Raw genomic sequence first — 20,818 nt, 5'->3', positions numbered from 1 at the left:
TGAGATTAATATCTTAACTATATCTGAATGAAAGCTATTGTTTTCTGGTTGTTTTACCCGCTATTATGGCTCATCTCCATACTCCCTTTTAAAGGGCTTTACCTGCTCTCAGATTTCTGTTATTTCGTTATTTATAAAGTTATAGGCTATCGTAAGAAAGTAGTGAGATATAACCTAAAGACTACCTTCCCAGAAAAATCTAAAGAAGAACTCCATACCATAGAACGTAAATTTTATAGCCATCTCTGTGATATGTTTCTAGAGATGATAAAATCTATGAATATAAAAAAGGAGGACCTCCTTGAACGTTACCAATTTTCTAACAAGGAACTCATTACAAAATATGATAAGGAAGGACAAAGCTCACTCCTTATGATGGGACACTACGCAAGCTATGAGTGGATATTTGCACTACAACTATCTATGGAAAATCCGGGTTACGGAGTATATAAAAAGATAAAACACAAACAGTTTGATAACCTCATACGCAAGATACGTAGTAGATGGAACACCTATCTTATAGACTCTAAGGATACAATGCGCTTTATAAGAAAAAATGAGAGTGAGAATAAAACAGGCTGTTATGGCTTTGTAGCAGATCAATCGCCTAGATTTCACCGTGCTCGCTACTGGACACAATTTTTAGGTCACGAGTTGCCTTTTTTTACTGGGGTAGAACGTATTGCAAAAGAGTTTAAACTACCCGTATTTTACTACGGTACAGAAAAGATAAAACGTGGCTACTACAAAGGATCTTTCCAACTCATTACACCAGATGGTTCTCAAACAGAAGATGGCGAGATTATGACAAATTATGCCGCCGCCCTTGAAGCTCAAATACGTAAAAATCCAGAGTATTACCTCTGGACTCATAAACGTTTTAAACTCTTAGGCAAAAAGGAGGAAGTCCTTTCTGAAATAAATAAGTCTAAGAAATAGCATTAAAATTCAAACCAAGAGTCTATAGCAGTACTGCGACTTAAAGAGGTTGCCCTATCGTCTTTATGTAAGTACTCGTTTGAGTAAGGTTGGTATATATAATCTTGAGACCAGTCTTTATGGTGTAAGGCTAGTTCTTTTATACACGCGCATACATAAGCTATTTCCTCATTTGTGATGGTAGGGTGTATAGACATACGTATCCATCCTGGCTTTTGTATTAAGTTACCTGCATCTATCTCACAAGCGAGCGAGTTTGATGTTTTTTGATCTACATTAAGTAAATAATGCCCATAAGTTCCGGCGCAGCTACAACCGCCCCTAGTTTGTATCCCAAAACGGTCATTGAGTAATTTTACCGCTAGATTAAAGTGCAACTCTTCTATATAAAAAGAAATAACACCTAGTCTATCCTTATGATCACCTGCAAGAATTTTTACGTTTTCTACCGTTTCTAGCTCACTCCAAATGATGTCTATAAGTTCGTGCTCACGAGCGAGTATATTATCTACACCCATCTCTTCTTTTACTTTAATTGATAAGGCCGTACGTATGGTTTGCAAGAAACCCGGAGTACCTCCATCTTCACGCTCTTCTATATTATCTATATACTTATGCTCACCCCAAGGGTTTGTCCACGATACGGTGCCTCCACCTGGGTTATCTGGTACCACGTTTTTATATAAATCTTTATTGAAGATTAAAACTCCAGAAGAGCCTGGACCTCCTAAAAACTTGTGTGGAGAGAAGAAAATAGCGTCTAGGCGCTCTTCTTTATTCTCTGGATGCATATCAATATGCACATAAGGCGCACTACACGCAAAATCTACAAAACATAAACCACCGTGAGCGTGCATAAGTCTCGCCACATCGTGATATGGTGTCTGTATACCTGTTACATTACTACAAGCAGTAATAGATGCTATTTTAAAAGGGTGATCTTCATATTTGAGTAGTTCTTGTTCAAACATCTGTATACAAAAGCGTCCATCTTCTTTTGCAGGCACGACCACTACTGTTGCCGTGGTCTCTAGCCACGTAGTTTGATTACTGTGATGCTCCATATGTGTTACAAAAACAATGGGCTTTATCTCTGCAGGTACTTCTGTAAATTTCTTTATGTTTTCTGGCACTTTTAATCCAAGTATGCGCTGAAATTTATTAATCATACCCGTCATACCATTACCACCTACTATGAGTACATCATTCTCATCTGCATTTACGTGCTCTTTTATGATGTGCTTTGCTTTATGATAGCTCATTGTCATAGCAGTACCTGAGACGGTCGTCTCTGTATGGGTATTTGCTACGTATGGACCAAAGTCGCGTAACATCTTCTCCTCTATTGGACCATATAATCTTCCTGAGGCGGTCCAGTCCGTGTATAAAAGCTGCTTTGTTCCGTATGGAGATTGAAAACTTTGGTTAATACCAATGATGTTTTCGCGAAAGCGTGAAAAGTAATTCTCTAGTTTACCGCTAGGCTTAGTAGACTTTAATGTATTCATAATCAATAGTTTGCACTGTAAAGATATTTAAAATTAAGCACAAAAAAAGAGGGCGATTGCCCTCTTTTTTTAATCCCTATATCTGTCTAGATACCAGCTACTTCCTTAATAGTAGCAATCATATCATTTGCAACTTGGTCTGCTTCGGCTTGTGTGCTTGCCTCTGTATAAATACGTATAATAGGTTCTGTATTAGACTTACGTAGGTGTACCCAGTGATTTTCAAAATCTACTTTTACACCATCTACCGTAGACACGTCTTCGTTTGCATATTTGGCAGCCATCTTTTCTAGTAATGCATCTACGTCAAGACCTGGTGTGAGCTGGATCTTTTGCTTACTCATAAAGTATGGAGGATAACTAGCTTTGAGTTCGCTCACAGAGATTTTAAGCTTTGCAAGGTGTGTAAGGAAAAGCGCTGTACCCACCAGGCTATCACGACCGTAGTGCGATGCTGGGTAGATAATTCCACCATTTCCTTCTCCGCCTATTACAGCGTTTTGGTCCTTCATAGTTTGTACTACGTTTACCTCTCCTACGGCACTTGCAAAGTATTCTCCGCCGTGTTTTCTTGTGATATCACGTAGCGCACGTGATGAAGATAAGTTTGACACCGTATTACCCTTAGTCTCTCCTAGTACATAATCTGCACAAGCAACGAGGGTATACTCTTCTCCAAACATTTCTCCCTTATCATCTATAAAAGCAAGACGGTCTACATCTGGATCTACTACGATTCCAAAATCTGCATTTTCATCTACCACCATTTTACAAATGTCACCTAGGTGCTCCTTAAGCGGTTCTGGGTTGTGAGGAAACTCCCCATTAGGTGTACAGTATAATTTTACTGCCTCTACGCCTAGCTCTTCTAGTAATCTTGGTATGGCAATACCTCCCGTAGAGTTTACACCATCTACCACAACTTTAAACTTGGCATCCTTAATAGCGTTTACATCTACAAGCTCAAGGTTTTTTACCTCTTCTATATGCAAATCTATGTAGGCATCATTTTTTGTGATTTTACCTAAATCATCCACCTCTGCAAAGGTAAAATCTTCATTATCTGCATAATTTAAAATTTTCTCCCCTTCTACTCCATTAAGAAACTCTCCCTTACTGTTTAATAGTTTAAGCGCGTTCCATTGTTTTGGGTTATGCGAGGCAGTGAGTATAATACCACCATCTGCGTGTTCCATAGGTACGGCAACTTCTACCGTAGGTGTGGTAGAGAGACCGAGGTCTATAATATGGATTCCCATACCCACGAGCGTGTTCATCACAAGCTCTTGTATCATAGATCCAGATATACGTGCATCACGCCCTACTACTACTCTGTAGGTTTCTTTATTACGATCATTTTTGAGCCACGCACCGTATGCTGCAGCAAATTTTACTGCATCTACTGGTGTAAGGTTTTCACCCGTGCGACCTCCTATGGTACCACGTATTCCTGATATAGATTTTATTAATGTCATATGTAAATTTTGAGTACGCTTTCGCGAAAGCGTCATTAATCTTCGTTTTTTTGATTGTTAAACAAAAGTACTAAAACACATACGTACCAGCCTAACAAGAATGCATTGCTTCACAATGCCTCATAAAATCTTTGAACAGGTTAATTTTTCCTATTAACTTCACCACTATGAATTTTCTCGCACACATTTACCTTACCGATGGCTTACCTATGGAAACTATAGGCAACTTTATGGCAGATGGTATAAAAGGTAAAAAGTACCTCAAGTATAGTGATGATATACAGCGAGGTATACTCGTGCATCGCTGGATAGATAGCTACACAGATAGTCACCCTATTGTAAAGCAGAGTACAAAACGCCTGCACGCAAAGTATGGCCACTACTCTGGTGTGATAGTAGATATTATTTATGATCACTTTCTAGCCAAAAACTGGAACAACTATCACGACACATCGCTAGATGTGTACATAGATGACTTTTACCAGCTACTACAAGACCATCACCACTTGCTCACGGGTCGCATACAGAAAATGATGATCCCTATGATGGAGCAAAACTGGCTCCTCAGTTATGCAACTATGGAAGGTATAGGCACTGTGCTTTACAATATGAACATACGCACAAAACGCCGCGTGGCGATGGATAAAGCCATAGAAGACCTTGCCGAACATTATGAAGGCTTTGAAGATGAGTTCACACGCTTTTTTAAAGAATTACAAGCCTTTGTTGCATTAAAACTAGAAGAGCTTTAAGTTTATGATTTGGGGATTGTTATTCATACTGATTCTGTTATATTTAACCCTGTGGAACTCTAAAGTCACATTTTTAAAAATGCGCAATGCAAGCAAGCCCTTAACCGCAAAAGTTGTTGAGTATAGAAATGAGAAAGGACCTATGAGAAATGATTATACATTGTTACCATATCCTTATGTGTCTATTAATGATAATACATCTGAATTAAGAAAGCTGAAATACGCAAGTAGCAATTCAAAACCATTTGAAATAAACGATGAAATTACTGTCTTTTGGTTTTCAGGTACACTCTATTATTGGGGTTCATTTGACAGAGGTATTTATAAATATCTACCAGGACAAATTAAATTTTAATATCCATTACAAATCCAACCTATGAAGTATTTACTCTTACTCTGCGTTCCCCTATTATTTATAAACTGTAAGACAGAAGCGCCTGCTCCTGCACCCGTACAGGGACTTATTGCTCAGGAGGCTATGGTCGTTTCGGCGAGAGAAGAGGCTTCACGCATAGGCGTTGAGATTATGAAGAAAGGTGGTAACGTTTTTGACGCAATGATTGCTACAGATATGGCGCTCAATGTGACATACCCGTTTGCCGGCAGTCTAGGTGGTGGTGGTTTTCTAGTATATCGTACTAAAGATGGTGATATAGGAGCGCTAGACTATCGCGAGATGGCACCTGGTGCGGCTACAAGTGATATGTACCTAGATGAAGACGGTAATGTAATACCAGGTTTAAGCACAGAGGGAAGTCTTGCTGTGGGTGTACCAGGTGGTCTTGCAGGTATGTTTGCCGTGCACGAGAAATTTGGCTCACTACCTATGGAGACCATTCTCAAGCCCGTAATAGACCTTGCTCGCAATGGGTATGTGATTACAGAAAACCAAGCAGGAAGGTTTGGCGCTTTACAAGATAAATTTAAAGAGCTTAACGGAGATAGTATTATATATGTAAACGCTTTCGCGAAAGCGGACACCCTTAAAAACGAAGCCCTCGCACAAACACTAGAGCGCATCGTAGCGAATGGTAAAGACGAGTTTTACAAAGGTGAGACAGGCCAAAAACTGGTAGACTTCTTACAATCTAAAGGTGGGATTATCACAATGGAAGATCTTGCGGCATACGAAGCAAAGTGGCGCACACCGGTAACCTTTGAGTATGATAACTTAAAAATGATTTCTATGAGTCCGCCTAGTTCTGGTGGGGTTTGTTTATCACAAATTATGCAGATGATAGAACCGTATGACATCTCACAATATGATCACAACAGTGTGGAGAGTATACAACTACTTACAGAGGCAGAGCGTCGCGCGTATGCAGATAGAAGTTTTTACCTAGGAGATCCAGATTTTGTAAACATCCCTATAGATACACTCATCTCTGATGTGTATGCAAAAAACAGAATGGAAACCTTCTCTTGGGACACCGCTACAAAGTCTAGTGATATGACACACGGTGCCTTGCCAGGTTATGAGAGTATGGAAACAACGCACTACAGCGCGGTAGACCAGTATGGTAATGCCATTGCAGTAACGACCACGCTTAACGGCGCTTATGGATCTAAATTATATGCGAGTGACATAGGCTTCTTTTTAAACAATGAGATGGACGACTTCTCTAGTAAACCAGGAGTTCCTAATATGTTTGGGCTTATAGGCGCCGAGGCAAATAAAATTGAGCCAGGCAAGCGTATGCTGTCTAGTATGACACCTACCCTAGTAGAAAAAGATGGCGAGTTCTGGATGACCGTAGGTACGCCTGGAGGATCTACCATTATTACCTCTGTGTTACAAACGGTGCTTAATGTACACGAGTTTGGGATGACAATGCAGGAGGCGGTAAACGCACCACGTTTTCACCACCAGTGGTTACCAGATGTGGTATTATTTGAACCTAACAGCTTTGATCCAGCCATCATAAGCGGACTGCAAGAAAAAGGTTATGAAACCAACGAGGAGCGCTCTCCCGTAATAGGTAAAGTAGACGGTATTTTAGTCCTGCCTAATGGCACACTAGAAGGCGGCGCAGATAGACGTGGTGATGATACTGCGGTAGGGTTTTAGGGGGTATTTAAATATGAAGTTTGTCTGCAATATCTTATTTCTTGTCATAGCAGCTTCTGCCTCTGCTCAGAAAGTTGTTAATTATGAAGATATTCTTATTGAAATAAAAAGTTCTAAACGTACTTTATGTATGAATTTGATAATTCCAACTGAAGATTTTTCTATTGGAATTTATACTGAAGATTGGGAAGTTGAGGACTTAACAATGGAACAATGTGGCGATATAAAGACAGATTCAATTAAGAATTCAAAACTTATCTATCTATTAGAATCAGAGCAATATTTAGAAAACTTATACTTAAATATTGAAAATAACACCTACGAAAATATAAGGTCATTTGATACATTCAACTGGAATGATTCAAAAATGATTTTGAATCTGATATTGTATAAAGAGTCGAAAGAATTTTATGATATATTTATTCCTATTAAGAGTACAAAGCAATCTAAAAAACTAATTAGATCAATTTCCAAACTATTCAAAAATGACTATTGTTTCAAAAAATTGAAACGCAATTTATAAAGCAATAAAGTGTTGCTATTTATTTAGAATTAAAAATTTTATCGTTTATCCAAAATAGCAATTCCGCTTTCGCGAAAGCATTATCTATGACAAATAAGTTATATTTAAACATCAATTAAAAAACAAAAACATAGGCGCACGATCAGTCTCGACAGCTTCTAAGATCTTGCCACCAATAGTCTAAAAACACTCTTAATTGAAAGTCAAACGACCATATCTGAAAGGAAAATCTGTTTTTATAGTTTCATTACTTGTAATAGGAATCACAATTCTGACTGTCTATCTTACTGGAGTAAATTACCATCGGAGCCTGACTTACAATCTTTATTTGTCACTTGGAATTATAGCTGCAGCTCTATTTCTGTTTATGACTTATGGACTTTACACTGGAATCGGACTAATTGATAATTTTCCAAAATTTAGAAGTTTTAAAAAATTTAAAAATGGAAATTTCATTCCCCATAACGACCTAGGGCCAACAATGGAATTACCGTCAGTGGGAGATGGAATCGGAGGACTTATTTTATCAATTCTGTTGTGGATTGCGATGTCAATTTTGTTTGTAATTTTACTAGTAGTTTTCGAAGTCGTTTTTTGGTTTTCCTTATTTATAATTTTGGCAATGCTATATTGGATTTTTTTTAGAGCATTAAAATTTGTTTTTAATAAATCAAAAGAAACAAAAGGAAATATGGGAATCTCAGCAATTTACTCGCTGACTTATACGCTGCTCTATGTTGGTTGGATTTTCGGGATCGTTTATCTGACAGAAATAATGAAATAATGCCAAATGGCACCAAAGCATTGAGTTAAAAACACAACAACCTCAACTTTAATAAACACAAAATTCTAAGCTCTTTTTGATCTATAATTTTCACTATACGAACTTTCTGATTTTCCACTTTCGCGAAAGCGTAGTTTATCAAATACCACCTACAACAAACACATATAATTCCCGTTACTAGTCTTAAGAATTAAGCGCTGTAAACATTAACAGTTTGGGATGGAATTAACAGTAATACTAGCTATCTTTGGCAGCCTTTTTGTATACTTAGGTTGAACTATAAATACATAGAATTTTATGAAATATATCACGCTTATAGTGTGCGTTATAATGTCTTCTGTACTTAATGCTCAGGAGCTTCCTATACAGATGGACTCTGTAGAGCCTCTTGAGACTCATACGAGTCCTATATTGAGAGAGCTTTTAATACAAGAGATTAATAAAAACTCAAAATGGAAAAATCTAGTGAAGTCTAATAGAATGTCTATAGGCGTTGTAGATATGTCCAACTTAGAGAATATAGAGTATGCAGGTATCAATGATGAGTTTATGATGTATGCCGCAAGTTTACCTAAGATTGCCATACTTCTTGCCGCTATGGATGCTATAGAAAATGGCGAACTACAAGACTCTAGAGAAATACGTAAGGATATGCGACTTATGATAAGTAAGTCTAATAATGCTGCCTCTACTCGTATGATAGACCGTGTGGGCTATGATAAAATAGAACAAGTACTGCGCAGTGACCAGCTCAAACTATATGATGAAGAAGTAGGCGGTGGTTTATGGGTAGGCAAGAGATATGCCGCTGGCGGAAAACGTAACCCAGACCCTATGAAGGGATTAAGTCACGCGGCTACAGCTAGACAGGTATGTAGTTTTTACTACCAGCTTGCAATGGGTAATCTAGTAAGTACAGAAAAGTCTGAAGAGATGCTGGATATTATGAAAGACCCAGCGCTACACCACAAATTTGTAAACACGCTAGATAAAATTGCTCCTAAGGCAGATATTTATAGAAAGTCTGGATCGTGGAAAAACTGGCACTCTGACTCTGTATTGGTATGGGGACCTGAGCGCAAGTATATATTAGTAGCTCTTATAGAAGATGCACAGGGTGAGCAAATTGTAAGAGATTTAGTAATTCCTTTAGAAAAAGCAATGAAAAAATCACGAGCTTTAGCCTATAACTAGGGAACCTCATTATAAACGCAATGAATGCTTAAAAGTCTTTACAAGAAAGCCTTTGATATAAGAGATGGTGAGATCACCATCTCTTTTTTTATGCAGCTGTACATCTTTCTGGTGATTACAGTGCTACTTATTGTAAAGCCCACTGTAAACGCATTATTCCTATCTGCGCTAGGTGCAGAGCGATTACCTTACGGGTATCTTCTTGTTGCGGCTGTGGCTATTTTAAGTTCTTACTTTTACAACAAAGCTCTAAAACGATATTCTTTTAAAAAGGTCGCTACGATAACCTTATGCGCTTTTGGCTTCTTTTTTATGTTGCTTTCTGTCGCCTTGCATTATAAATTTCTTGAGGTCTGGCTGCTTTACTATTACTACGTTCTCATATCCTTGTTTGCCGTGGTGGTGACCTCACAATTCTGGATACTGGCAAATATGGTTTATAATGCGAGAGAGGCAAAAAGACTCTTTGGTTTTATAGGCTCTGGCGCTATTGCTGGTGGAATTTTTGGTGGGTACTTAACGACCTTAATTTCGGCGGCTTTTGGGAATAAAACGTCTATTCTTATCGCAGGGATTCTCATTTTATGCTGTGTGCCTATAATCTATCGTATTTGGAATTTAAGATTACGCACGCTTTCTATGTACACGAGAAAGAAAGAGATACACCAAGTGTCTAACCCAGATCGTAATGCTTTTCAAATCATCTTAAAATCTAAGCATTTACTGTATTTGGCATCTATTATCGGGATAAGTGTGCTGGTGGCAAAGCTGGTTGACTTTCAATTTAGTGATTTTGCGCACAAGGCCATTCCTGACTCAGATGAGCTTGCTTCTTTTTTAGGGTTCTGGTTCTCATCCTTTAATGTGGTGGCTTTACTGATACAGCTTTTTGTTACTAATAGAGTATTGAGCTATCTAGGAGTAACCTCAACAATGCTTATACTACCATTAGGTATTGCCTTAGGCTCCCTCCTATTTCTTACGGTTCCTGAGCTTTGGGTGCTTATTATCATAAAAGGACTAGACGGTAGTTTTAAGCAGTCTATAAACAAAGCAGCTGCAGAGCTTTCTATTTTACCCATACCGTATGCTATAAAGAACCAAGCAAAATCGTTTATAGATATTGTGGTAGATAGTGTAGCCACAGGTATTGCTGGTTTTCTACTCATTTTTGTAATTAAGGGTATGGAGCTAGGCACCAAGTTTGTGACCATTCTTACTATCTTTTTCTTGTTTATATGGCTCTTGTTAATCTACAAGCTAAGAGATGCCTACTTTGATTCGTTTAGGTCCAACCTCAAGAGTTTACTGCTCAATAAAGATGAGTCCAAACGAAACTTCAGAAAAGAACGCACCATCGCTACTGCAAGACATATTTTACAAAATGGTGAAGAAAGCGAGATTCTCACTTTATTATCTAGATTATCATCGGCTCGACTTAATCCCTTAAAAAAGCAAATAGTAGCACTTTTAGACCATCCTTCTAATGCTATAAAAATAGCGGCTATTGAGGAGTTGTATTATTATAAAGAAGGTACTGCATTACATAAAATCAAAGCCCTCCTTCACACTAGCGACAGCGCACTCATTATAGCCACATTACAGTATTTACTTCATCACACCAAAATAGACGATCAAGAATTATTTACAACCTATCTAGACCATCCAGAAAAGCCCATTGCAAATGCCGCGCTGTTATGCCTGGCACAAGATGCACGCCTCAATACAAATCTTGGAAAGCAGTTTAATTTAAGAGACCGTATCGCGACTCAAATAGAACGGCTAGGCACACCAGAAGGACTAGAAAATGTTGCCGAAACTTCAGATCTGCTTCTTAGCATTGCCTACTCAGGGCTTAATGAGTTTTACTACTTTATCTCTATTCATTTTAGCAATAAAAATAAAAAGGTAGCAAAGAAAGCTATTGAAGCTGCAGGCATTACCACAGACCCACTCTTTGTAGGGAATCTCCTCCAGTTTCTAGAAAATAAAAAACTTCGTAAAGCAGCCATAAAAAGCCTTACTCAATATGGGCCAGAGATTACAAAAACACTTCTCAGGCTAGAAAATGAAGATGCCTTTAGTCTAGACATAAAAAGAAATCTACCTAAGGTGATCGCTACATTTAACTCTCAAAATGCGGTAAAAATCTTATTCAAATTTTTAGGTAGTAACAACCTCATCGTACGTAAAAATGCCTCAAAATCATTACTAAAACTAAGTAGTAAAAACCCATCGCTTACTATTGATAAGCGCAAGATCTCTAGATACATATTACTAGAGAGCAACTACTACCAAAGCACGTTTAACGCCCTTGCTACCTTCACAAAACTTGTAAACAATCCGCCAGCAGACTCACCAGAGGAAGCTAAAGAAACAGAGGTTTTACTCGCCCGTGAAGCCATAGTTCTCATATTAAGAGAACAAGTAGATCAAAGTCTACATAGCATCTTTACACTTTTAAGTATACGCTACAATCAAGAAGATATTAGTGCTGCATTTTTGGGTATTAAAAGTAAAGATGATACAGCGAGAATCAATGCCATAGAGTTTCTAGACAACCTCTTACATATCAAACTTAAAAATAAGATCCTGCCATTGCTTGAAGTACATATCATTGACACAGATGTTGATAATATACATTCTCAAGAAATGATAGAACAAACAGAATTTGATGCTGTGCGAAGCTTAATTCGTAATCGCAGCAGACAGATGAATATCGCTATGCTCCACCTTATTGAGATACTAGAAGACACAAAGTATACTGCCATTACTCAATCTTTTACAAAGCATAAAAACACGAACATTGCAAAACTTGCTACGCGTGTATCTACAAGTCTACAACGGGTAAAACAGCAACAAAAGTAAAACGCCTTCTAGTAACAACTAGAAGGCGTTTTAATAGAACTGTAAATGCTTTTTATGTGGGATTTACCACCTTATCAATACTACTTGCTAGGTACATATGTGCACCTGCAGAATTTTTATTAAGTACGTTAGTCATTAGGCATACGATGTATTTTTTACCATTAGGCTGCTCCACAATAATCACTGAGTTCATATAGTTAAACACATTACCTGCATAGTCGCTACAGTTAGGGTTTTTCTCTCGATCACATTTATAAAACGAGCCAGATTTAAAGTACACCGCCGCGTCATCTAGTCTATTAGAGTGTGCATAACGTATACGTCTGTCTGTCATATATAATAATCGCTTCATCTCAAGCGAGCTTTCTTCATCTATTACATTTCCTTGCTCTAGGGCTACTAGAAATTTCATAAGTCCTTTAGGTGTTCCTATACTTCCACCCTCACGACCTACGTACTTACCAGCAGGACGTGTAAACATCCCTCCTAGTCTCCAGTCGTCTTCTGTAATTCCTAGATCTCTTAATGGCTGATTCACCACTCGGTTTGCTTGACTCGTTAGAGAGTCTCTATCGGTCTCTACAAAGTAATTTTCTGCTTCTTCTTCGGTGAGGTCTGCATATTTTCGTCCAAAGGCGTCTAGCAACATTGTCTCTCTATACAGCACACTCGCAGCCCCGTTATTACTCACAGAGACCATATGATCTGCCCACTCATACAGTGAGAACTCATCACTAGCAACCACTTGTCGCTTTGTTAACTTATCACTGTCTATATCATACACAGGTATTGTGTGGTGATCTCCTGTTCCCCAGTAGCGAGCCTTTACTCGTTTATTACACATAAGCCCCGTACGCAACTCAAAGTTATCTGGATATACCTCTGCAAGCTCTGTAAAGAAACCGTTAAGGACAGCAATTTTACCCACACTTCCTGGCTGGTACCCTACATTTTCTCTGTGAGCCGCATATTTTAAACTATCTGGATTAGTCATATCAAGTACCGCAAGTGAGTAGTTTCCGCCGGGTGTAATTCTCGCAATCTTTCTGGCAAAATCATTGTCTTCTACTAGTATTGCTCCAAGAGAATCACGCTTTCGCGAAAGCAAATTGAGCTTGATATCCTCTAGTTTTAAGTAAGCGCCATTAGGAATACGCTTGTTTGCAATACTATCCATCTCCATTTTCTGAAGTCGGTACAATCGTTTTATACCCGTCGTATCATAGCCGTCTATAGGATAAAGCATCGCTACAAATAAAGTCGATAAAGCGATGAATGTCAATGTGATATATGTTTTCATTAGTTTATAGGTGCATCAAGCGTTATTAAAAAGTCTTTGTCAATTTTTGGTGAGATTGCCTCAAGATATTCTGAGGACTTTGCCGTTTTATTTTCTACAAATGGTCGTATCTGGAATAGCCATAGTTTGTCATTTTCAAAACCAAGCTCCACATCATAAGCCCCATCATAGTCAGAACCTGTCATTTCTGGTAATCTAGTTCTTATAGACTGGGCAATGGCACGTATATCCTTTATGTTTTTCTCATTGAGAATCTCTTCGTCAAAGGTTGCGATGTTTCTCTTCACACCTCCCGTTGCTGGCAGTCTAATAAAATCTGCCTGTCTAGCTGGCGATAGTAAGCGTGCATCTGTAGCGGTAACAAGTCTAGTTTCTGCGGCTTGTCCATCTACAGCTCCTCCTGCCCCACGGCTAAAGGCAATAGTAAGATCCTCATCTGTACCTTGATTAATACCCTTTGTAATCATCACACCACTATACTCCACATCTACCGAAGGAATGATAAGTATAGAAGGAAACACATTTTCTGGGTTGCTTAGATACTGCTGGCGCCATTTAAAACTACGCTCCGTATATGGAGAAGCCCACACATCTTTAATTCCTTTTAATATTTTATCCTCATCAAGAATATTAAAAAGCGTCAAGTTCAATCCTGCGCCAGTAAATTCTTCAAGGTCTTCCATATTTGTATCACTACGCAAGAATACAGGAGTTTTACCCATAGGCGATTTAAAGACTTTTTGGAAATCTGCACGCAGGCTATTTACAAATGACGGCTTTAGCGTCATCATATTTATAGCTTCACGTAATCGCTTCAACTCTTGCAGTTGGTACGTCTCTATCTCTTTTGATGACGCGCCGTTACTTTTCATTTGTTCCGCTTTCGCGAAAGCGCTATTTAAAAACTCCCAATAAGAACCCTCGTAATTGGTCATTTTTTGATCCATATGGTCCTTAAAAATGCCGAAAGGAATAACAAGACCTTCTACCACCTGCTCTGGGAACATCTTCTTGAGTTGCCCAAGGTTTGCCGCCTTAGGGCCTACTAGTTTTCCAGACGCGCTTGCATCTAGATCACGCATATTTATGATGTCTTTCTTATCTAGTGCTATCTTCTCTACAGGCACGGTTACCTGACTTGTAGAACGTTGCTTCTTTGAGAATAACTCACGCTCCTCATCTGTAATATCGTCCTCGCCTTTTATAATCACACTTCCTTTATTTGAAACTGCATAGAAGACCTTCTTACCGCTATACTTGCTCAAATCTTGAAGATTTTCTTGGGATAATGCCGCATTAGGGATTCCTAAATTACGAGCTAGTAGCTGCACGTGTGAAACCAGATTACCTTCTGATACCGTCATAATACCAGCCACAGGCTTGAGGTCTGACGGCGGTTTTTCAAAGACGTATATCTTCTCTGTATCCACTTCTATACCTTCTGGAGAACCTTCTATAACAACAAGTTCACCGTAGGCATAACCAGGATTTAATCCTCTCACAGAAGACTGTCCATCTATATCCATCACCTTATTTTCAAGCCCAGAATGCTTTGCTATAAATGCACCAAGCGTGCTCACACTCTCACCTAAATCTAATGCAACAGAGGAGCGCACGCGGTCATCTATAAAACCGTAAGCCTTAGGCTCAAAAGTTGCGTAAGTGTCAACTACTTCTTGATACTTTGCCTTTACTTGTGAAGCGCTCCACTCTACAACACCTCTAGCTGTCGCCAAGAAATCGTTAAGCTGCTCGACACTCTTGTCATTGTGGTAACTATCTGCTTGTAAATACGGCTCTACTGCTGCCCACTCATTTAACTCAATGAGTCCTGTACCTGTTGCTGCATATGAAAGGGTTTGTATTTTATAAAGTAGCTCCTTTAAAGTTTCTGGTTGCCACTCTTGTGTCTTTATGAGTAATATATCTTCCAGCTCATTAGATAAATCTAGCATCGCAAGACGGTCACTAGACCTACGTAAAGAAAGTACGTCTTGACGTATATAACAGAGCACATCTGCAATTTCTGGCACAAGTATTTGCGCAGAAGTATCTTGAGCAGCTTTTTCTAAAAACGTGCTAATGCGTTCTGTTAGATCATTTTTTACAGAGATAGCGTTTACTTGACTCTGTAGTTCCTTGAAATTGATAGGTGTATAAAATTCGGCGAGCGTTTTCTCTAGTTGGTCAAACTGCTTCTTCACTTCATCAGAGAGGTCTCCCTTATGTTTTGCTCTAAACTCTTGAACCATCTGGATGTCACTCACACTGGGCTTGCCGTGTATTTTAATGCGGGCATCCATAAACTTTGGGTAGGTCTCTGCGAGTATTTTTGACTCACTACGCATACGCTGGGCAATGTTGCTATCGCCATCGTGAGGAATATCTCGTAAGGTCTGGCGTAGTAAATAGTAGTTTTGTCTAAAACGAGTATCGCTACGCAATAACCACTCATAAAACTCAACGCCCCACGCCTCCTCATCTTCAGACTGGATGGCACCACGGTAAAACTGTGACTTGCGCTGTACCCAACCATTATCTACACTTGCAAGGTATCTCGCTAGTTGATATTGCTTGATGCGGCTATTATCATTTGTTACATCCCAGAAAGCTACCTTATTTGTGTTTGCAAGTATATCTGCAAAAAAGAGGTGATACTTAGTACCTAGCGTTATTAGATCTTCGCTATAACTTGCGTGCTGCACACCACCACCTATATCATCTGGACAAGGGTCACGTGCTTCTCGCATCGTACCATCTTCACAAAACCACTCTATTTTTTTATAAGGGCCTCGCGGATTTTCTTTAAAAGATTCGATATTCTTCTGGATAGTTGCTACGGGTAAGTCTTGAGCAACAAGTTGACTCGTGATAGTAAAAGATAATATCACAAGAAATGCTTTGTAAATTTTGATCATTTATTGGTTAGATTGGATAGTGTGAACTAAAGGTAATAGAGTATACAGCAACATCCATATCCATTAACGCTTTACTAACAGAAGAAGCGCACCAGAACCGAATATTTAATATACTTTAACTTTTGGCAACTGTAAACGTAAATTTTGTATACTCACCTAGCACTGAAGAAACACTTATGGTCCCACCGAGATTATGCACTAGTTTTTCTACTGTAGATAATCCTATGCCGTGGCCTTTCTCTCCATTTTTATCTAGGTGCCCTACGGTACTGAATAAAGTGAATATACCTTCTATCTTTTCTTCTTCTATACCGCGCCCATTATCTCTTATAGAAAATTCAAAGTGCTCATCTTGCTCTAGGACATCTATATGTATTACTGTATGCGCTTTATCATTATACTTTATACTATTACCTATAAGGTTTAAGAATATCTGGTCAAGTGCAGACCGGTTACATCTAAGTTCTATATTTACCTCAGGAAAGTGAAATTCACACTCAAAGTTTATATTTAATAGATCTACTAGATCTTCTAGCATATCGTTAAACATAAACTCGTGGGCATCTTCTCTATCATATGCCGTGCTCTCGTAGTGAGCAAGTATGTTTGTTATATAGTTACTCATAGAGAGTGAAGACTTCTTGAGATAACCTAGGTAATTTACTCCAGACTCATCTAGTGATGCTGTATACTTCTTTTTTAATATATCTGAGGTGAGAATAAGGTTTGCAAGGGGCATTTTTAAATCGTGTGATACCGTACCTGCAAAATCTTTGAGCAATGTATTATGTTTTGTGAGACTCGCTTTTGCCTGTTCTAATTGATTATTTACAATGCGCAATTCAAAAAGTCGCTCCACCTGCTTTGCAAGAGTTATAAGCGCGGCTCTTTGTTCTTGACTAAGTTTATTAGGCTTATGATCTATAACACATAGAGACCCCATAGACATACCATCTGTTGTGCGTAGCGGGACGCCTGCATAAAATATAACAGGATCTTCAAGCTTTGTAAGTGGGTTATCTATAAATCGATAGTCTTTTGTTGCATCTGGTATTTCTAATATCTCATCAGGAGTCAAAATGGCGTGCGCACAAAAAGAACTATCACGTGAAGTCTCACATAATGCCATACCTACTTTACTTTTAAACCACTGTCTATCTTCATCTACAAGGGTTACTAATGCAACTGGAGTGCCACATATGTATGCAGCAAGCTTAGTAATGTAATCAAAATCTTCCTCTTGATTTGTGTCTAGTAACCCTAAGCTTAATAAGGTTTTCATACGTTGCTTTTCATTAAGAGGGAAATCTGGTGCGATCATAAAGAATGTACTATTTAAAAAACAATATATTGTTTAAGTAACTAAGATAGAATATACAAAAATAACATTCAACCTTAAACAATTTTGCTTTATTGCATAATATGTTAACGCTATTGAATTCTCTTACAATTATCTATTTGTTAGACTTCGGTTTTATTAAATAATAAGGGGTATATTTATGATGTTCTCATTTTCGCGAAAGCGTAACTATCATATTCACAAGATATTCATATAAATTTGCATTAATTACTGTGCGTGCATAGTATATTTTTAGTATCTTTACAATCACATTGTGAAGAACTATATGAAAGATAAAACTATAGACTACTGTTTAAGAGCCACCTGGCAAGCAGTTATGAAAATGTATAATGAACAAGCTGCCGAATACGATGTAACTATGGCGGTAGGTTTTGCACTCCTTAGTATTGATCCAGAAGAGGGAACTCCCTCTACAGCACTAGGACCTCGTATGGGTATGGAAGCTACTTCCCTATCTCGTACACTTAAGACTATGGAAGAAAAAGGTCTTATAGTGCGTAAACCTAACCCTGCAGATGGTAGAGGCGTTCTTATACATCTCACAGAGTTTGGACTTGAAAAAAGAGATTTTTCGAAAGACCGCGTTGTAACTTTTAACGATGCCGTACGTGGCAATATATCTGACGAAAAGATTAATAATTTTTACGAAGTCATTGAAACTATTAATGACTTGATTCAAAATAGAAGAGTATTTAACCAAAAAGAAACCGCAATAAAATAATGGCAAAACGTAGAATAAAGAAAGTAGCCGTCATCGGTAGTGGAATAATGGGAAGTGGTATTGCTTGCCATTTTGCAAACATAGGTGTTGACGTTCTTTTGCTAGATATCGTTCCTCGTGAGCTTACTGCAAAAGAAGAAGCTAAAGGACTTACACTTCAAGACAAAGTTGTACGTAATAGAATGGTAAATGACTCGCTTACTGCAGCACTTAAGAGTAAGCCGTCACCTATTTATAACCAAGCTTTTGCAAAAAGAATCTCAACGGGTAACCTTGAAGATGATATCGCAAAAGTAAAAGATGTAGACTGGATCATTGAGGTGGTAGTAGAGAGACTTGATATTAAGAAACAAGTTTTTGAAAACCTTGAAAAGCATAGAACACCAGGTACACTTATTACTTCAAACACATCTGGTATCCCTATAAACTTTATGTCTGAAGGACGTAGTGAAGATTTCCAAAAGCACTTTTGTGGAACTCACTTCTTTAACCCAGCACGTTACTTAAAATTATTTGAAATCATACCTGGGCCTAAAACAGACCAGAGCGTTCTTGATTTCTTAAATAACTACGGCGAGCAATACTTAGGGAAAACCTCTGTTATTGCAAAAGATACACCTGCCTTTATAGGTAACCGTATAGGTATCTTCTCTATTATGTCACTTTTCCATACTGTAAAAGATATGGGTATGACGGTAGAAGAGGTAGATAAACTTACAGGTCCAGTTATAGGACGTCCAAAATCTGCAACCTTCCGTACGGTAGATGTTGTAGGTCTTGATACCCTTGTACACGTTGCAAACGGTATTGCAGAAAACTGTCCTAATGATGAGCGCAAGTCTCTTTTTGAGCTTCCAGGCTTCATTAGTACAATGATGGAAAACAAATGGCTAGGGTCTAAAACTGGTCAAGGTTTTTATAAAAAGAGTGTAAATGAGGCTGGTAAGAAAGAAATTCTTACACTAGACCTTGACACTATGGAGTACCGCTCTAACAAGAAAGCAAAATTTGCTACCCTAGAGCTTACTAAAAATATAGACAGCGTTTACGATCGCTTTAAAGTGCTTGTAGGTGGTAAAGACAAAGCTGGTGAGTTTTACCGCAAGTCTTTTGCACACCTATTTACTTATGTACAAAATCGTATTCCTGAGATTACAGATGAGCTTTACAAGATAGACGATGCTATGAAGGCTGGTTTTGGCTGGGAGCACGGACCATTCCAAATTTGGGATGCTGTAGGTGTAGAAAAAGGTATCGAGCTTATGAAGGCAGAAGGTCTTGAAGTTGCCACTTGGGTAACAGATATGATTGCTGCTGGAAGTGAGACTTTCTACTCTGTAAAAAATGGTGCTACTTATGTGTATTCCGCTTCCGCGAAAGCGCACGTAAAGAAACCAGGTCAAGATTCATTTATCATTCTTGATAACATTAGAAAGCAAACAGAAGTATTCTCAAACACGGGAGTATCTGTACAAGATCTAGGAGATGGAATCTTAAACGTTGAGTTCCGCTCTAAGATGAACTCTATAGGAGGTGACGTACTTGCAGGAGTAAATAAAGCAATAGATCTAGCCGAAAAGGACTTTGACGGTCTAGTAGTAGGTAATCAAGGTACAAACTTCTCTGTAGGAGCAAACATTGGTATGATCTTTATGTTTGCTGTAGAGCAAGAGTATGATGAGCTTAATGCTGCTGTAAAATATTTCCAAGATACGTGTATGCGTTTACGCTACTCTGCTATCCCTACAGTTGTTGCACCTCACGGTATGACACTAGGTGGTGGTTGTGAGATGACACTACACGCAGATAGAGTTGTCGCAGCTGCCGAATCTTACATAGGACTTGTAGAGTTTGGTGTAGGTGTAATACCAGGTGGTGGTGGATCTAAGGAAATGGCCCTTAGAGCATCAGATAAGTTTGATAAAGGTGATGTACAACTTAACGTATTACAGGAGCACTTCCTTACTATAGGTATGGCAAAAGTATCTACCTCTGCACACGAGGCGTACGATCTTAACATCCTTAAGCACGGTAAAGACCTTGTAGTTGTAAACCGCGATCGCCAGATTGCTACAGCAAAAGCTGTTGCACGCCAAATGGCAGATATGGGATACACACAACCTGTAAAACGTAATGATGTACTAGTATTAGGTAAGCAGGCACTAGGTATGTTCTTAGTAGGAACAGACTCTATGCAAGCATCTAACTATATATCAGAGCACGATAAGAAAATTGCAAACAAGCTTGCTTATGTAATGGCTGGAGGAGATTTATCTGAGCCTACAAGAGTTTCTGAGCAGTATTTACTAGATCTAGAGCGTGAAGCGTTCTTATCTCTAGCTACTGAGAGAAAATCACTTGAGCGTATACAGCATATGTTACAAAAAGGAAAACCATTAAGAAACTAA

General features: G+C 38.5%; 15 protein-coding genes. 10 read left to right on the top strand and 5 right to left on the bottom strand.

All coding sequences use genetic code 11. The annotated features are described in order from the left end of the window. Positions 1–27 precede the first annotated feature (27 nt). Complete coding sequence (locus Q0948_RS07865) at positions 28–939, top strand: lysophospholipid acyltransferase family protein (protein ID WP_298350821.1); 912 nt, start codon at positions 28–30, stop codon at positions 937–939. Positions 940–941: 2 nt separating this feature from the next. Here the strand turns inward: Q0948_RS07865 and Q0948_RS07860 are convergent, their stop codons facing one another. Continuing rightward, positions 942–2,447 (bottom strand): aminotransferase class V-fold PLP-dependent enzyme, encoded by a 1,506-nt coding sequence (locus tag Q0948_RS07860; RefSeq protein WP_298350824.1) that lies wholly within the window; start codon positions 2,445–2,447, stop codon positions 942–944. A gap of 86 nt (positions 2,448–2,533) precedes the next feature. Continuing rightward, a complete protein-coding gene (gene glmM / locus Q0948_RS07855) occupies positions 2,534–3,922 on the bottom strand; it encodes a phosphoglucosamine mutase (RefSeq protein WP_035337156.1) in 1,389 nt (462 codons plus the stop codon). A gap of 167 nt (positions 3,923–4,089) precedes the next feature. Between glmM and Q0948_RS07850 the strand changes: the two genes are divergently transcribed. From Q0948_RS07850 to Q0948_RS07820, 7 genes are all read left to right on the top strand, one after another. Then, positions 4,090–4,674: an acyl carrier protein phosphodiesterase gene (locus Q0948_RS07850; protein ID WP_298350828.1), complete on the top strand. Its 585-nt coding sequence runs from the start codon at positions 4,090–4,092 to the stop codon at positions 4,672–4,674. A 4-nt stretch (positions 4,675–4,678) separates the two neighbouring features. Then, positions 4,679–5,029 (top strand): hypothetical protein, encoded by a 351-nt coding sequence (locus tag Q0948_RS07845; RefSeq protein WP_298350830.1) that lies wholly within the window; start codon positions 4,679–4,681, stop codon positions 5,027–5,029. 21 nt (positions 5,030–5,050) lie between these two features. Then, positions 5,051–6,742 (top strand): gamma-glutamyltransferase, encoded by a 1,692-nt coding sequence (gene ggt, locus Q0948_RS07840; protein ID WP_298350833.1) that lies wholly within the window; start codon positions 5,051–5,053, stop codon positions 6,740–6,742. Positions 6,743–6,755: 13 nt separating this feature from the next. Continuing rightward, positions 6,756–7,265, top strand: coding sequence for a hypothetical protein (locus Q0948_RS07835; protein WP_298350836.1), 510 nt, complete (start codon positions 6,756–6,758; stop codon positions 7,263–7,265). Positions 7,266–7,461: 196 nt separating this feature from the next. Continuing rightward, a complete protein-coding gene (locus tag Q0948_RS07830) occupies positions 7,462–8,049 on the top strand; it encodes a hypothetical protein (RefSeq protein ID WP_298350838.1) in 588 nt (195 codons plus the stop codon). A gap of 297 nt (positions 8,050–8,346) precedes the next feature. After that, the gene (locus Q0948_RS07825; RefSeq protein WP_298350841.1) at positions 8,347–9,243 is read left to right on the top strand and encodes a serine hydrolase; all 897 of its coding nucleotides are present in this window, start codon (positions 8,347–8,349) and stop codon (positions 9,241–9,243) included. Between the two features lie 24 nt (positions 9,244–9,267). Next, complete coding sequence (locus Q0948_RS07820) at positions 9,268–12,111, top strand: Npt1/Npt2 family nucleotide transporter (RefSeq protein WP_298350845.1); 2,844 nt, start codon at positions 9,268–9,270, stop codon at positions 12,109–12,111. Positions 12,112–12,163: 52 nt separating this feature from the next. Here Q0948_RS07820 and Q0948_RS07815 read toward each other — a convergent pair whose 3' ends face one another. The 3 genes from Q0948_RS07815 to Q0948_RS07805 form a co-directional block, all read right to left on the bottom strand. Then, positions 12,164–13,411: a serine hydrolase gene (locus Q0948_RS07815; protein WP_298350849.1), complete on the bottom strand. Its 1,248-nt coding sequence runs from the start codon at positions 13,409–13,411 to the stop codon at positions 12,164–12,166. Then, entirely contained in the window at positions 13,411–16,329 is a 2,919-nt protein-coding gene (locus Q0948_RS07810; protein ID WP_298350852.1) for a PEP/pyruvate-binding domain-containing protein, read from the bottom strand. Before Q0948_RS07810 ends, Q0948_RS07815 begins: the two co-directional genes overlap by 1 nt. 115 nt (positions 16,330–16,444) lie before the next feature. Next, the gene (locus Q0948_RS07805) at positions 16,445–17,650 is read right to left on the bottom strand and encodes a GAF domain-containing sensor histidine kinase (RefSeq protein ID WP_298350855.1); all 1,206 of its coding nucleotides are present in this window, start codon (positions 17,648–17,650) and stop codon (positions 16,445–16,447) included. A 304-nt stretch (positions 17,651–17,954) separates the two neighbouring features. On the opposite strand from Q0948_RS07805, the gene Q0948_RS07800 reads away from it, so the two are divergent. Further along, positions 17,955–18,410: a MarR family transcriptional regulator gene (locus Q0948_RS07800; RefSeq protein ID WP_298350859.1), complete on the top strand. Its 456-nt coding sequence runs from the start codon at positions 17,955–17,957 to the stop codon at positions 18,408–18,410. Then, entirely contained in the window at positions 18,410–20,818 is a 2,409-nt protein-coding gene (locus tag Q0948_RS07795) for a 3-hydroxyacyl-CoA dehydrogenase/enoyl-CoA hydratase family protein (RefSeq protein WP_298350862.1), read from the top strand. Before Q0948_RS07800 ends, Q0948_RS07795 begins: the two co-directional genes overlap by 1 nt.

Origin of the sequence: uncultured Dokdonia sp. (assembly GCF_947496725.1) — a bacterium.
Taxonomy (GTDB): Bacteria; Bacteroidota; Bacteroidia; order Flavobacteriales; family Flavobacteriaceae; genus Dokdonia.
This window is presented reverse-complemented; position numbering and strand designations above follow the sequence as displayed.

What these genes read in the sequence shown, in the direction of transcription:
- Q0948_RS07865 (WP_298350821.1), top strand. Translation starts at nt 28, where the DNA reads ATGAAAGCTATTGTTTTCTGGTTGTTTTACCCGCTATTATGGCTCATC.
- Q0948_RS07860 (WP_298350824.1), bottom strand. Translation starts at nt 2,447, where the DNA reads ATGAATACATTAAAGTCTACTAAGCCTAGCGGTAAACTAGAGAATTAC.
- glmM (WP_035337156.1), bottom strand. Translation starts at nt 3,922, where the DNA reads ATGACATTAATAAAATCTATATCAGGAATACGTGGTACCATAGGAGGT.
- Q0948_RS07850 (WP_298350828.1), top strand. Translation starts at nt 4,090, where the DNA reads ATGAATTTTCTCGCACACATTTACCTTACCGATGGCTTACCTATGGAA.
- Q0948_RS07845 (WP_298350830.1), top strand. Translation starts at nt 4,679, where the DNA reads ATGATTTGGGGATTGTTATTCATACTGATTCTGTTATATTTAACCCTG.
- ggt (WP_298350833.1), top strand. Translation starts at nt 5,051, where the DNA reads ATGAAGTATTTACTCTTACTCTGCGTTCCCCTATTATTTATAAACTGT.
- Q0948_RS07835 (WP_298350836.1), top strand. Translation starts at nt 6,756, where the DNA reads ATGAAGTTTGTCTGCAATATCTTATTTCTTGTCATAGCAGCTTCTGCC.
- Q0948_RS07825 (WP_298350841.1), top strand. Translation starts at nt 8,347, where the DNA reads ATGAAATATATCACGCTTATAGTGTGCGTTATAATGTCTTCTGTACTT.
- Q0948_RS07820 (WP_298350845.1), top strand. Translation starts at nt 9,268, where the DNA reads ATGCTTAAAAGTCTTTACAAGAAAGCCTTTGATATAAGAGATGGTGAG.
- Q0948_RS07815 (WP_298350849.1), bottom strand. Translation starts at nt 13,411, where the DNA reads ATGAAAACATATATCACATTGACATTCATCGCTTTATCGACTTTATTT.
- Q0948_RS07810 (WP_298350852.1), bottom strand. Translation starts at nt 16,329, where the DNA reads ATGATCAAAATTTACAAAGCATTTCTTGTGATATTATCTTTTACTATC.
- Q0948_RS07805 (WP_298350855.1), bottom strand. Translation starts at nt 17,650, where the DNA reads ATGATCGCACCAGATTTCCCTCTTAATGAAAAGCAACGTATGAAAACC.
- Q0948_RS07800 (WP_298350859.1), top strand. Translation starts at nt 17,955, where the DNA reads ATGAAAGATAAAACTATAGACTACTGTTTAAGAGCCACCTGGCAAGCA.
- Q0948_RS07795 (WP_298350862.1), top strand. Translation starts at nt 18,410, where the DNA reads ATGGCAAAACGTAGAATAAAGAAAGTAGCCGTCATCGGTAGTGGAATA.